This is a genomic window from Shewanella sp. M-Br (assembly GCF_036245925.1).
Taxonomy (GTDB): Bacteria; Pseudomonadota; Gammaproteobacteria; order Enterobacterales; family Shewanellaceae; genus Shewanella; species Shewanella oncorhynchi.
In genome coordinates, this window is sequence record NZ_BJBV01000018.1 from 78,439 (window position 1) to 92,667 (window position 14,229).

Here is a 14,229-nt window from a genome sequence, read left to right on the forward strand (position 1 = left end):
GAAATAAAGCTCCCTTCATGATGACGCCCTATGATGGGAACTGGATTTTGAAGCGCTCGTCACTCCAAAAGTCTGTCTATTGATATCCGATAAGATGACAAATATTCGCTTACTTTGATTATCGGCTACTGATAAATCTTTATAATTGGTAAGACCAATTGTCCATAAGTATATTAACATAGGTCTGTCGCTATCGCATCTTAAACGGCTTGGTTTATGCTCTGTTAATCCCAAATTTGCTAGCTAGGTAGCATTTTTTTACCACAATAGGGAATACGGCACGCTTTTTAAGTTGGTGTGACATCTGAACCCCATTATCTCTTAAATCAGCCTGCCTATATTGTTCCCATTTACTGTCCACCTTTAGCAAGGATAAATCTATCCTCGTATAGGCTGATTTTGATTGGTGGGAGTCACGGCTCGATAATGGGAGCTGTCACAGTGGTTATGATATTAAAAATAAGTTTGATGCTAGCTATTTGTATTAATTTATTTTTATTTGCTAACTTAGTGTCGATTTAGGAGACGGCATGTCATAACGCCATCAAATAAAGCATGCAATGCTTAAATCATTCAGGAAGGGTTAAAGAGTGGCTAAATACAGTAGTTTGTTATGATGCAGGCAACTTGTTACTTGCTGTTGGACTAAACTGTAAATGCTAAAGTATCGGTTCAATTTAATGAATACCGAGAGACACGCGTCAAGCTCTTGGTCATTTAATGTGTCATTGCTGAGGTTAACTTGAATCTATAGGGCATTAATTTAAGCGTTAGTTCACTAAATATGAGATGGAAACGTGCAGGATTTGCATCGTATACCATCTTAATTAAGCCACATTCTCGCGATGAAAATTGTGTCACCATGGTAAGACCAATTAACCTTTTGTGTTTTTGGCTTCAAAGTTTTCACATTTTGGGTGTGAATAGCATCACGCTTTAGCAATATCTGCTTCACAGCATAAGCGCGTTGTATGATACAAAGCGAGACTTTAGTGAATCATCATTTAAGCAAATCATTATCTCGGTTTTGATTCGTATTATCTGCGCAATGGCGCTGCTGGAGATACCTATGCTACGCGTTCAAGTTTGTTTATCTGAAGTTGGAGTTATGCAATGAAAAGCCCAAATCCATCGTCATCAGTTCCAACTGTGACAAACAGCGCACATGAAGCGCCACAGGTTTCAGCTCATTTTAGTTGTTACAATCAGGCTGAAATTTACGGGACAAGCAAAGTGGTTAAAGCACCTTGGCAGTCCTTTGGCTTAGCCGTGTTTGCTGGCGCATTTATCGCTTTAGCCTTTGTTTTTTATTTAACCGTAACCACTGGCGCAGGCGATGCGTCTTGGGGTTTAGTTCGTTTCGTTGGCGGAATAGCCTTTAGTTTAGGTTTAATTTTAGTGGTTGTTTGCGGTGGAGAACTGTTCACCAGTTCTGTGCTCAGTACTGTTGCATGGGCACAAAAACAGGTCACTGGCGCTGAATTACTCAAATGTTGGTGCCGCGTGTATGCCGGCAATTTTGTCGGAGCCATGTTGATGGTTTGCTTGATCACTGCCGCAGGTATGTATGAGCTCGATGGTGGTAATTGGGGATTAAATGCACTTAAAGTGGCACAGCACAAACTGCACCATACTTGGGTCCAAGCTTTTAGTTTAGGCATTTTATGTAACATGTTGGTGTGTTTAGGTGTGTGGATGACCTTTGCCAGCCGTGATGTGCTGACGAAATCGTTACTGTTAATTTTACCTGTGGCTATGTTCGTCAGTAGTGGCTTTGAACACAGTATCGCTAACCTGTTTATGGTGCCTATGGGCATGATGATCCAATCAATCGCCAGCCCAGAGTTCTTCGTGTCTTTAGGGGTTACTCAAGCACAATTTGCCGATTTAACCGTGGCAAACTTTATATTCAATAATTTAATACCTGTAACCTTAGGCAATATTGTCGGTGGCGGTGTGATTGTTGGTTTAGGTTATTGGTGGATAGAGCAGGGTAAAGTCACCTTGGCTGAATCACACAAAGCTCATCATGAACACTTTTCTGCACCACATTCACATACTGAAAAAACTCAGCATCAGAGTGAGATTAAGCTGACTAAACATTCTTAAAACGTCTTTAATTATCAGTCTGAAGTGAAAGTGCCCAGCAGGTAGCTGGGCACTTTTTTATGTCGGTTTACTATGATATGTAAATAATGAAGTAAATAATGAAGTAAATAAAAACGGCATCCGAAGATGCCGTTTTTTGATTAGGTTCGAACTAATAAATGCGAGATTAGAATTTAACTTCGCCTTCGATAAACCATTCACGACCACGCGCATCATATGATGAGCGGTTATAGTGTGGCCAGGCTGTATCTGTTGGATCAAAGTTTGGTCCAGCATTAAATAAGTTCATTACACCGCCAGTCACTTTAATTGCGTCTGTGATGTTATAAGCCGATGTTAAGTTCCACTTCGTTTGTGATGCAATTTCGTTTGCACTTTCATCGAATGCCAAACCTTTATCTAATGCAGCTTTTTTAAACGATTTATATCCAACACCATGCATTCTTGCTGTGTGGTAAGCACCTAAAGTTGTTTCAAAATCGTTTATATACCAACCTAAAATGATATTGGCTTTATATTGCGGTAAACCACCATCATCGATGTCATCATCAATTGCTGCTGTAGGATCTGTTTGTCCTTCAGAAAGAAGAATATAAGTACCATTAAAGTTTAGTTTTAACTCACCAAAGTCAGCGACATCCCATCCGTAACCAGTGGTTAAGTCAATACCACGAACTTTCTGATAAGCAAGGTTTTGTGCGACGGTATTAATGTGAGTAATAGTACCTAATGCGTCACGGGTGATCATGTTTGCATAAGTTTCATATTCACGAGCAGCTTTGCTTGCAGAGATGTCACTTACCATGTCATCCAGTTTCCACTCCCAAATATCGAGTGAAGCATTTAAGCTATCGCCACCATATACAGCACCTATGTTGGCCGTATAGCCTGTTTCAGCGCTAAGATCTTTGTTAGCACCAGTAGTGATATCAATATTGAGTTCATTACAGATTTTGTTCAGTGTTGGATCTGGATTTTTCTGAGATGGAGTTCCACCTAGAGCTTGGCACTGTTTAAAATCAATGATATTGCTATATGCTTTAGTTGCATCTCCATATACGCGATGCATATCTGGTGCACGGAACACTTTACTGATAGAGCCACGAACTAATAATTCATCAAGTGGACGATACTCTACGGTTAATTGCGGCGACAAATTTCCACCGAAATCATCATATCGGTCATAACGTAAAGCCGCATCAAGTGTTAAGTCCTCAAGAACTGGAAGCTTTAATTCCATATAGGTTGCCCAGTATGAACGCTCACCAGCACCTGATGAACCACCACGGCTTAGAATATTGCCTTTAACAGATTCTGAGTCAGATTCTGATGAGTAGTCTTGAGTGGTATATTCCGCCCCAAAAGCAAAGTCTGCTGAACCTGCTGGCAGTTCAAATGCTGGACCTGTGATATTTGCTTGAATATTTTTTTGAGTTGATTGAGCTTTTTCAAACGGAGTGTACGCTATACCGCTGACATCATTTGTGCTGATAGGCGCAAGCAGTGATTTACCGTCAGTACCTTGAGCTAGATAATTAAATAATCCACCCACAGTCGCAAAGCCACTATTGAATACATCCACATTAGTACGGCCGTAATTTACGGATGTATCCCAACTATAATCATCAGCGATCACGCCTTCCAAGCCCGCGGTGAAGAAATAGTTACGGGTACTTGTTTCTCCTGCGCGGTTGCCGAATTCGTGCAAACGACGAATATAGTTGTAGTCACCATTTTCGGCATTTTTAAAATCTCCACCAAGACCTGTATTCTTGTCGAATGTTTTTGTCAGTGAATCATCTAAATCAACGCCTAAAGTTACTTTGTCTCCTGCAACATTGACTGTGTAGTTATCGATACCCATAGGTTCGATACGTGTTGTTGATTTTGCTTCTGCAAAATCAAGACGTCCTACAAAGTTCAAATTATCTGCAAGTTCATAGTTAAAGTTCGTTGAACTGATAAAACGGGTGCTTTCTGGTGATAGATCGCGCCACTTTGAGCGATCAAAGCCACATGCGCTACCTGTCCAAAGAAAACCGCCCGCTTCGCATTCACTCGCAGTGAGGACACGTTGGCCTTTTGGTGTCGTTCCACCAGCAGGTTTTTTACCTGTAATGCCAGCCCCATATGAGCTGTATTGTGAATATTTACTATAAGGTACTTTGTCTGTATCTAATCCAAAAACAGCTCTATCAGTTGCATTCAAACGCTCAGTATCAGTAAATTCGATGAAGGTTGAGACGTTACCACGTTCGGAAGATGAACCCAGAGATAGCGCAATTCGATCGCTTCCACCACCGCCTTCAGTAGTATCACCATGTCGATATTTTAATGCGACGCCATCAAAATCTCTTTTTAAAATAATGTTTACTACGCCACCAACAGCATCTGCACCATAAATTGCTGAACCACCAGATTGTAATATCTCAATACGAGCAACAGCTTCCATTGGTAAGTTTGCGGTATCAACAAAGTTGTCTGTACCACCTGCTGGTTTAGGATATTGGTTGAGACGTTTACCGTTAATCAATGTTAGCGTTCTGCTTGCACCCGCATTACGTAAACTGATTGATGACGCAGCTGGTGTAAAACCATGTACTGATTGAGTTGTCATTGCTCCTGTTGTTGAAGTCAGGCTCTGCAATGCATCTTGTACGTTAGTAAAACCTTGTTTTGCCATATCATCAGCACTTAGTACTGTAACTGGGGTTGCGGTTTCCATATCGGTACGCTTAATACGTGAACCTGTTACTTCAATACGTTCAACTTTGGCACCATCTTCAGCTGCATATACTATCGAAGTGGTTAACGCGGCAGTAGCTGCTCCGCTTATTAATGCAAAGCGAACGGCTTTGGCTAATGTAGAATTTGCACGCATTTTATTCTCCCTTAACACATGTTGTATGTTTATTTTTTATTTTTCTTAAATGGTTACTTATGTAAAGAATTAAGCTCTCATTTAATTGAGTTCAGGATATAACCACAAGAAAATAACAAGTGCAACATTGGTTATGCTGGAGTTTTGTTTAAAATTTGTTATTTACTCTCTTTTTAAAATGCAGATATAAGTAGGGTGTGTGTGTAATCGGTGGCAGATAAGGTTTTAATCTGAGGGTTTTGTTTTTTATTTGGCTTTTTGTTTTTATTATTGGTTCTTTGTGTTTTTTTATTGTTGCTAATGTTTTGTTTTATTGTGTTTTAATTTTGTTGTTTTCAATAATAGTTTGAAACTATTTTATGTGAAAAAGTAAAAATTAATAACGATATGGTTTGTCATTCCATATATTTTAGATTGGATGATTGAGGAGTGTTATCAATAAGGGTTTTCATGCGGTTTAATTTTGTATGGTGATGTTTTTACACCGCGTCAGTAAACTAGAAGTAAAATTATGGAATGAAATGTTGTAAAGAATAAAAACTAATCAAATGCTATTTCTGATTATTTAATTTTGACTGTTTAAATATAAAAGCGAAGTGAATATCTATTCACTTCGCTTTCGGTTTATTGTTTAGTTTTTTGAGTGAACAATTCATTTGTATGGTTAATTATTTTTACAAAAAGCTGTTCTGTTTATTTGCTATTTAGAACTGATTTGTGCTCTACCACGTTAAATTGCAGTGGAAAGTAGTGTCCTAAATAACGTAGGGCGACATAGGCAACCACTAAGGTGGCGATTACCAGTTCGAATTCTGCTAAGTATTTTATCCATATCGCTAACTCACCCATGTTATTGAACTGCGTTAACCAAGCTGCGGTTTTAAAGAGGGCGGTTGCACCGATAACCATAGGGAAAGTAAAGGCTGCGTAGCCTGGGCTAAAGGGCAGTTTTAGCAGATGAAAGAAGGCCAAGTAGATGATGCTGGTCATCAGAATGGCGATGCTCAGTAGTAAGGCGACTAAGGGGATCGACGCCTGCTCGCAAACGGTCAGATAACCTGCAAGTGATAAACTGGCGGGCGCCGCGAGAATGGCAATGGTTGGTTTAGCTGCATCAGGTATCGCCTGACAGAAGATGAGGCGATAGAGCATCAAAGGCAGCATGATTAAGTAGGCTAACATTCCAAAAACCAAAATGGCGTTTGCTAACCATTGGTAATCAGATACAGGGAAAGACACCGCCGCGACGATAATACCAATGGGTGGTACGAACCAGCTTGGCACCATGTGCTCGAGTTTAAAATCAATGGCGCGATAGTAGATAAACGCGCTTAGGAAGATCACATGGATACCAATGGCGACTAGCCACAGAGTTAAGCCTGCATGGGGGAAATAATCGCCGAGTGATTTAGACACCACCATCAAGCCCATGGCGAAGGTGGGGATTACACTACCAATCACAGGGTGACTTAGCTCGTCCTTTAAAATATTAGGATGAAGCATGAATTTACCCATGAGCAATAACAGCAACACAGAGGCGATGATGGCGCCTGTGAGTTGTCCTGCGCCATTAAGTGAAGGTGTCATGTTCTCCCATGTCCAACCTAAGCTGGCAATTGCCAATGCCAACCCAGCCATAGGGCTGGGAAGTTTAGCTGCGTGGGATGTCCAGCGTTTGCGTTTTGAAGTCATTTTGAATACCTCTCAATACTGACAATGCTTAACATCGCTTTTTTTGGGGCGCTGTTTTGATGTATTTAGTGTACTGCGGGCATCCATGATAAATAAATTTGATTAATTTTATTCATTGCATAAGCTTTGTTTACTTTGGTGTTGCTATTAAACTTAAGGTTTGAGTTTACAACGCAGTAGCGTGTGTCCTAGGCCAAGATTGTCTGTGTCTTCATCCACATACAGTCCCGCTTGGTGAAGCAGGGCCAATAAATCCTTAGAGTGATACATGCGGCTATTGCCATTGGCCATGGCGCTGAAATAGAGGCTAGTGGCATTTACGCAATAGGCGGAGGCGGCCGATGGCTGTCTATCCCAAAAGGTTTCGACGATAAAGAGTTGGCTGCTTGATGTCATTGCCTTTGCCGTGCGTTGTAAAATGCTCAGGATTTGGCTTTTTGAAAAGCAATCCAAAAATTGACTCATCCAGTAAGTATCGGCGCCTTCGACAAAGGGTAGGGAGTCGTCCAGCAGATCGGTGGCAAAGGTATGCACGCGCGCTGCAAAACCTCGTGCGAGTGCATTTTGTGTGGCTACCTCTAGTTGCCCCGGGAAATCCATAATCGTGACTTCAACGTTTGCGTCATAATCACAGCAGCTCAGTGCCCATTTGCCCGTATTGCCGCCTATATCCACTAAATGGCTTGGCTTATGGGCAAACACTAATGGCAGAAGCTGTGGAAAGGCATGATCCGAATAGTAATGATCGAAGGCAAACCAGCTCTGTTTCGCTTTGGGCGGTAGATCTTTTAAGGCGGGGTAGATGGTATTCCAGTCACCGAACACCTTAAGTCCTGCGGCCTTGCCTTCGAGTAGCGCGGTATCAAGGTTAAAAAGGCCTTGATAGCAAACATCCTGCACAAAGTTAAGGTTGATGGCGGCCATGTCGTCATGCAGTAAAAAGTGCCCAGTTTTGTCGAGCACATAGCCATTTTCATTTTGCCAAACTAAACCCATACTGAGTCCCATATCCAACAATACCCCCAAGGCATATTCACTCAGTGGGGTGGATTGGCTTAACTCGGCTGCAGTGATCCCATGCTCGGCCGCGTTATCTATTTGGGCTAGCACATCGAATTTGAGTAGGCAGTGGGCGACTTGAAAGCTGATGGGGCCAAAGGCAATTTTTTGAGCTTCAAACTTCGCATTGAAGGCGCTGATATTACTTGGTGTTCGGTAAAAAGACATAAAAAGGAATGAATTGGCGAGCGGGTCCGTTCTTTATAACTAAGTTAGCCGTGAAAGCCAGTTGAGATACAAAGAACTATGAGCTGTATCCAAACTTGAGCAGTAACTTGTTTATGCTCTGTAATCGAGATCTAAATAATGGAATGCCATAAATAAAAATACCCAGCAAAAGCTGGGTATTTTAAGGACGATAAAACGTCGTTTATTGAACGTTTTCTTCGTCGCCGAATTGGCCTTGGAACAAGACTGAAGATAGGTAACGCTCGGCAGCCGATGGCAAAATCACCACAATGGTTTTGCCTGCAAACTCTGGCAACTCAGCGATGCGGTTGGCGGCGACAACGGCGGCACCCGATGAAATACCCACTAAAATGCCTTCTTCTTGCATTAAGCGGCGGGCCATGTCGATGGCTTCATCGTTAGTTACAGCCTCAACACGGTCAATCAATTCTAAATCTAAGTTACCAGGGATAAAGCCTGCACCAATCCCTTGGATTTTATGCGGCCCTGGTTGCACAGGTAAACCCGCTAAGGTTTGAGCTATAACAGGAGAATCTGCTGGCTCAACCGCAACTGAGGTGATGGTTTTACCGGCCACTTTTTTCAAGTAACGGCTTACACCAGTAATTGTACCGCCAGTACCTACACCGGCAACAAACACATCCACTTCACCATCGGTATCATTCCAGATTTCTGGACCTGTGGTTTTTTCATGGATTTCTGGGTTAGCAGGGTTATTAAACTGCTGCAATAAAATGTATTTTTCAGGAGCCGATTGGCGAATTTCTTCCGCTTTATCAATCGCACCTTTCATGCCTTTCGCGCCTTCAGTCAGCACGAGAGTTGCGCCTAGGGCTTTGAGTAGCTTACGACGCTCTAAACTCATGGTATTTGGCATGGTCAGGGTCAGTTTATAGCCACGGGCCGCGGCAACATACGCTAATGCAATACCTGTGTTGCCTGATGTCGGCTCAATCAGCTCGTGATTTTTTGTTAATAGACCTTTCTTTTCGGCATCCCAAATCATATTGGCACCGATACGGCATTTAACACTGAAACTTGGGTTACGGGCTTCGACTTTGGCCAGCACTTTACCTTGGCTAACACGGTTTAAACGTACTAGCGGTGTATTACCAATAGTATATGAATTATCTTCGAAAATTTTGCTCATGGATTGCTTGCTCCTATGTTGGCACTACTGAATCATAATCTGCTGTGGCGCTTTTAGAAGTGATTGTTTGTTCTTCTTTATTCGATTTGGTTATTAAAGGGTGTGCTGTTATTCGCAAACCCTGATTGGCAGCCAGTTTAACTGTGTTAACCTCTTGCTAACATAAAAAAGATTGTGGCATTAACAGGGATAACTTCTTGATGTCTCAATCGTAAAACTAGCCTATCACTCGTATCGGACAAGCGCAAAGATGAAGCAGCAACAAATGGATCTGGGTAAAGATCCAAAAACGATGGTAACACCAAAGGCATTTACCATTGCAGCATCCGTGTTATACACCCCATTGGCGACACCGTTGAAGCGGATGTTAGCCATACTGATTGATGGTTTGCTAATCACTGTGTTAGCTGAGCAGATGGATTGGATGTTTGTCTTGCTGGTGGTCAGTATTATCTGGATTGAAAAGCGCAGTCGTAAGTTTGGTCGTTTACTCAAGTGGGGACTTTATGCCTTGATGTTGGTTTTTATGTTGCTGACAACCGCCAATAATCTGTTTGATTTTAATGGAACAGACGTTAAAAGCAGTGAGGGAGTAGAGCAACAATTGGCATTAGGTGAACAAATCATTACGTCACTACCAGCATTGATGTCGTTGAGCCAGTGCAATAATTATGCTTGTGGTAAAACTCAAGTTCAATCCCTACATGAAGCGATAAAAAGCGCTTCAGTATCAAAGGGCATGGCAGAAAATGATCAACGTGAAATGGTGCTAGAAACCATAGCCAACAGTAGTTTGCCTGCCGTAGACAGTGAAAAGTTACAGGCGGAAGTGCTTAATGGCAGTCTATGGCCTGTTATTACGCTTCCTGTTGAGTTGGCGACAACAGATTCTCCGCCTGAGCCACTTCAGCCTATTCAAGCTATTTCGCCGGATGTACAGCCGCAAAGCGCGGTGGCTGATGCAGTGAATGTGAGCTCTTCGCAATATTCTCGCCTCAGAACCGTTGATGAAGCTACAAGCCATAGTGTTGTCGCTTGGGTTAAAGGCTTTCTGAGTGATATGGGGCTGGGTTTTGGTTGGGCAGCGTTTTACTTTACCGTCTTTACTGCACGATTTGATGGTCAAACCTTAGGTAAGAAGATGTTGGGCATTCGGGTGATCCAGCTCGATGGTGCCAACATCAGTTTATGGGCCGCGTTTGGCCGTTATGGTGGCTATGCCGCAGGCTTTACCACAGGCTTACTTGGCTTTATGCAAATATTTTGGGATGCCAATCGGCAGGGGATCCAAGATAAAATATCTTCAACAGTCGTGATAGACTTAGTGCAAATGCATAAAAAGCAACGATTAGAGCAACAAGCGCAGGGGCAAAATGAGTTAGCACCTGTGCTTACGAGTGATGATGCATCCTCTGCTCACCTTACAACCAGTACCCGTTTGGAGCATTTATGAAACAGGTCGTCATTTCGGGGAGTGGCCTATTTACGCCGCCCCACAGTATTTCCAATGAAGCCTTAGTTGAGAGCTTCAATGCTTATGTGGATATTTTCAATCTTGAAAATGCAGGCTTAATTGAGCAAGGCCATGTTGCGGCTTTGTCCTATTCATCGAGCGAGTTTATTGAAAAAGCCTCAGGCATCAAGCACAGATATGTGATGGTGAAAGAGGGCATTCTGGATCCCGAAGTCATGATGCCGTTGATTCCTGAGCGCAGCAGTGACGAATTATCTATGCAGGCTGAGATTGGCCTTGAAGCCGCATTGATGGCGCTTAAAAATGCCAATCTCAAGGCTGAACAAATTGACTTAGTGATTGTTGCCTGTGCTTATACTCAGCGTGCGTATCCTGCTATGGCGATTGAAATTCAACGTGCACTGGGTACGCGGGGTTATGGTTACGACATGCAGGTAGCGTGTTCATCGGCGACGTTTGCAATTGTCGCCGCGGCTAATGCCATTGCTACGGGTTCTGCCTCAAGAGTGCTAGTGATCAACCCTGAAATTTGCTCGGCACAGGTGAATTATCGCGACCGTGACAGCCATTTTATCTTCGGTGATGTAGCGACGGCTCTGGTACTGGAAGAGCAAAGCCTAGCTCAATCTGACCATGTGTTTAAGATCATCTCAAGCCGCTGTTTTACCGATTACTCGAACAATATTCGCAGTAATTTCGGTTTCTTGAACCGCTGCGATCCGAGTGCGGCCCATCAAGCCGATAAGCTATTCCACCAACAAGGGCGCAAGGTATTTAAAGAGCTGTTGCCGATGATTTACCAACATTTGGATGAACATCTGGCCGAACAAGCGTTAACGCCACAGTCCTTCAAACGTTTGTGGTTACATCAAGCGAACATCAACATGAATCAGTTCGTGGTGAGAAAGTTGCTTGGGGATGATGTGTCAGCGGAACAAGCGCCCGTGGTGTTAGATGAGTACGCCAATACGGCTTCTGCGGGTTCTGTGATTGCATTTCACAAGTTTTCCGGTGACTTTAAGACTGGCGATTTAGGTTTATTGAGTTCGTTTGGCGCAGGATATTCTATTGGTAGTGTTATTCTGCAGAAGGTCTAAGATTCTCACCGTCATAATAAAAAGCCCACATCGAGGAAGATGTGGGCTTTTTTATGTCAGTTGTTTGCCTAAGTTGCTTTCTGTTTAAGGCAATGATTGTTTATAGCAGCCATGCGTAACTTAACTTCATAAAGTAGGTTTTCTCGTCCCGCGTCAGGCGGATTAACTCATCATTAGCCTGTAAACTATCAGAGTATCCGAGGTAGAACACACTCTGCGGATTGAGTTTATAACCGTAGAGGAGCTCATTGCCTAAATGCGCTTCCTCACTCTGCGGCGCCGAATATAAATACTGCGCCACATTGCGATTTATCCGGGTGTAAATGCTAGAAAGGCGAATAAAACTGTGTAAACTGAATTGCCAGTTGAGGCGTACATCGCTCAGATTAGCGGTAAAAAGTGCACCTTGTTCCACATCCATTTGCTGATAAAGATGGGATATATCGATAGAAAGTCCATTAGCAATTTTCCAATTGATACTCGGGTTCATTTGCGTTTTAGTGCCCAACCTATCATTGATAAAATCAATTTCATCGCCGTAGTACATTTCAAGCTCCATACTCAGGGGCGATAACGGGGTTACTGCGCCATAAAACCACACTTGGGTTTCATCATATAGTTGACTATTTCCGGCGATAGTGAGTTGTGAAGCATCGCGGCGAGGGCCCACACGTTCACGGGTTTCTACACCAAAGGTGATTTCGCTTTGTAATGCGCCGAGGATTTCGATGTAGGCTTCATACTCTTCTTCAAGTCGTTCGCCTGCTTGGTTATGAGTGATATCCCAATCTCCCGCTAACTCCACCTTGTTAAATGTACCCGTAGGATACCAAATCAAACCCGCACCAGCCTCAAAGGTGCGGTAATCGATTTTTTCGACAAAGCCTAAATCGGCACGAAAATCGGGATCAACGGCGTTGTATTCACTGTAAGCAAACCAATTTCGTTCTACGTGCTTAAAGGTTAACTGATATAAATTGCCGCCAAAGCGGTTATCAGATTTGCTACGTAATACTTGTTCGTTGAGTTGGCAGTGACCGAGTTCGCAATCAAGCTGAGATTGGCCACAGGGCAACCCATTACTAGGGGCCTTTTCAGTGTCAGTACAAAATTGACGATAGACTCCAGTGGGGTACTGAGTATCCGATTGGGCCACTTGCGCAGTGAAACTGTCCTGTGGTGTTGGTTGATATTTCGCATCCAGACTAATGACATAGTTGTGGTAATCGGGTTGGCTGTTGATCCCATTATGGGGGGCATTTGCTGCACTATTGTGAGTGTTGTCACTGCTCGTTTTCGCGGTAAGTAACCCGCCGATGGAGAAAGTTTTGCTCATGTCGAAACGATAACGTCCCGCAAGGTTCAAACTTTCTTGATCAAGCGAGGCAACCTCAGAGCTTAAATTTCCCGGTACCAAAAACGTGGTTTGGCTATCGTTACTCGCTAGCAGAGCTAAGGTGTGATCATCGCTCTTACTTGTCAGTTTGATACCATAGTCAGGTGCAACAATATTGCGGGTGTGCAGCAGATTCACCTGTGTGTCGAAATAGTCTTTATTATCCAAAAAAAACGGCCGTTTCTCATCATTAAACAAGGAGAAAGTGCTGTTCACATCGAGCTGGCCAGCATCGGATTCCACTTGGGAAAAATCGGGATTAATGGTGGCATTGAGTAAGGTGCTGGAATTAATGCCCCAGCGCAAGTCTACACCTGGCTCGAGATTGTTATCAGCTTCCCAGCCATCCGCCTGTTTATGTTCGTTACGGTTGGCGATAAAAGTCGGGGTGATTTGTACATCCTGTCCTTGTTCTGCCCCCGCCAAGCCAGAAGCCACACCTAACTGACAAAGTTGACAACTCGTATTACGGTCAATCTTATGGGTCGATAGGCGATGTTTTTCATTGCGTGGATAATAACGAATTAACTCAAAGCCCCATTCTTGCAGGCTTTTCTTGTCGTCAAAGTTGAACAGTCTCAGTGGTAATTCGACTTCGACCTGATAGCCATCGGCGGTGATCTTGCCTGCGGATTTCCAAATCCCATCCCATGCTTCGCTTTCTTCACCCGTTAATTCGTTTTCAATTGAGTCTAATTGCACGCCAAGGGGATTAATAAAAAATTGGTACGCTAAACGGGCATTATTAAAAGTATCGAGTTTAATTCCGACTAAATCATCACTCCACAGCTTGTCTCTGTCCTTGAGTGTGGCCCGAATGAGTTTGGGATTAATGTCTTTGGCAGTAAATGCCACAAAAAGACTGGTTTTAGTCGCATAGACTCGCGCCTCGGTTTTCACTAATGCGGCAATGTTTTCCCCTGGTTGGGTTTCGTATTTGAGCTCTGTGACTGCGGCTTGTTGCCAAATGGCATCGTCCAACTCACCGTCGATATTGGCAGCACTGTTAAGTGTTGGAATAGCTAACTGAAATTGGCTGGCATAGCCAGCAAGGCAAGTTACAGGTAGAAAAGCAAGACTAGATAAGATGATGGCTAAGATTGATTTCAACAAAAAAGACTCAAATAACACATTCGTGGCGCGCATTTTGCCAGAAAACGTGAAGTTAACAATAGCGAGTAA

The 14,229-nt window shown here is 43.1% G+C and carries 8 protein-coding genes; 3 read left to right on the plus strand and 5 right to left on the minus strand.

The genetic code is table 11. The features are described 5' to 3' along the window. Positions 1-1,113: 1,113 nt before the first annotated feature. The gene (gene focA / locus AAA952_RS15600; RefSeq protein WP_263163338.1) at positions 1,114-2,109 is read left to right on the plus strand and encodes a formate transporter FocA; all 996 of its coding nucleotides are present in this window, start codon (positions 1,114-1,116) and stop codon (positions 2,107-2,109) included. Positions 2,110-2,275: 166 nt separating this feature from the next. Here focA and AAA952_RS15605 read toward each other — a convergent pair whose 3' ends face one another. The 4 genes from AAA952_RS15605 to cysK all read right to left on the minus strand — a co-directional run bounded on the left by AAA952_RS15605 (position 2,276) and on the right by cysK (position 9,080). Continuing rightward, entirely contained in the window at positions 2,276-4,990 is a 2,715-nt protein-coding gene (locus tag AAA952_RS15605; RefSeq protein WP_113940758.1) for a TonB-dependent receptor plug domain-containing protein, read from the minus strand. 693 nt (positions 4,991-5,683) lie between these two features. Further along, positions 5,684-6,682 carry a TDT family transporter gene (locus AAA952_RS15610; RefSeq protein WP_168824158.1) on the minus strand — a complete coding sequence of 333 codons (999 nt, stop codon included), beginning with the start codon at positions 6,680-6,682 and terminating at the stop codon, positions 5,684-5,686. 153 nt (positions 6,683-6,835) lie between these two features. Continuing rightward, on the minus strand, positions 6,836-7,909 hold the full coding sequence (locus AAA952_RS15615; RefSeq protein WP_263178556.1) for a methyltransferase: 1,074 nt from the start codon (positions 7,907-7,909) through the stop codon (positions 6,836-6,838). Between the two features lie 202 nt (positions 7,910-8,111). Next, entirely contained in the window at positions 8,112-9,080 is a 969-nt protein-coding gene (gene cysK / locus AAA952_RS15620; protein WP_113940761.1) for a cysteine synthase A, read from the minus strand. A gap of 250 nt (positions 9,081-9,330) precedes the next feature. On the opposite strand from cysK, the gene AAA952_RS15625 reads away from it, so the two are divergent. Both AAA952_RS15625 and AAA952_RS15630 read left to right on the plus strand, forming a co-directional pair. Next, entirely contained in the window at positions 9,331-10,533 is a 1,203-nt protein-coding gene (locus AAA952_RS15625; protein ID WP_338258345.1) for an RDD family protein, read from the plus strand. Continuing rightward, positions 10,530-11,651: a beta-ketoacyl-ACP synthase III gene (locus AAA952_RS15630; protein WP_105252150.1), complete on the plus strand. Its 1,122-nt coding sequence runs from the start codon at positions 10,530-10,532 to the stop codon at positions 11,649-11,651. Before AAA952_RS15625 ends, AAA952_RS15630 begins: the two co-directional genes overlap by 4 nt. A 100-nt stretch (positions 11,652-11,751) precedes the next feature. Here the strand turns inward: AAA952_RS15630 and AAA952_RS15635 are convergent, their stop codons facing one another. Further along, positions 11,752-14,193 carry a carbohydrate binding family 9 domain-containing protein gene (locus AAA952_RS15635; protein WP_338258347.1) on the minus strand — a complete coding sequence of 814 codons (2,442 nt, stop codon included), beginning with the start codon at positions 14,191-14,193 and terminating at the stop codon, positions 11,752-11,754. Between the last annotated feature and the right edge of the window lie 36 nt (positions 14,194-14,229).

What these genes read in the sequence shown, in the direction of transcription:
- AAA952_RS15635 (WP_338258347.1), bottom strand. Translation starts at nt 14,193, where the DNA reads ATGCGCGCCACGAATGTGTTATTTGAGTCTTTTTTGTTGAAATCAATC.
- cysK (WP_113940761.1), bottom strand. Translation starts at nt 9,080, where the DNA reads ATGAGCAAAATTTTCGAAGATAATTCATATACTATTGGTAATACACCG.
- AAA952_RS15625 (WP_338258345.1), top strand. Translation starts at nt 9,331, where the DNA reads ATGAAGCAGCAACAAATGGATCTGGGTAAAGATCCAAAAACGATGGTA.
- AAA952_RS15630 (WP_105252150.1), top strand. Translation starts at nt 10,530, where the DNA reads ATGAAACAGGTCGTCATTTCGGGGAGTGGCCTATTTACGCCGCCCCAC.
- focA (WP_263163338.1), top strand. Translation starts at nt 1,114, where the DNA reads ATGAAAAGCCCAAATCCATCGTCATCAGTTCCAACTGTGACAAACAGC.
- AAA952_RS15605 (WP_113940758.1), bottom strand. Translation starts at nt 4,990, where the DNA reads ATGCGTGCAAATTCTACATTAGCCAAAGCCGTTCGCTTTGCATTAATA.
- AAA952_RS15615 (WP_263178556.1), bottom strand. Translation starts at nt 7,909, where the DNA reads ATGTCTTTTTACCGAACACCAAGTAATATCAGCGCCTTCAATGCGAAG.
- AAA952_RS15610 (WP_168824158.1), bottom strand. Translation starts at nt 6,682, where the DNA reads ATGACTTCAAAACGCAAACGCTGGACATCCCACGCAGCTAAACTTCCC.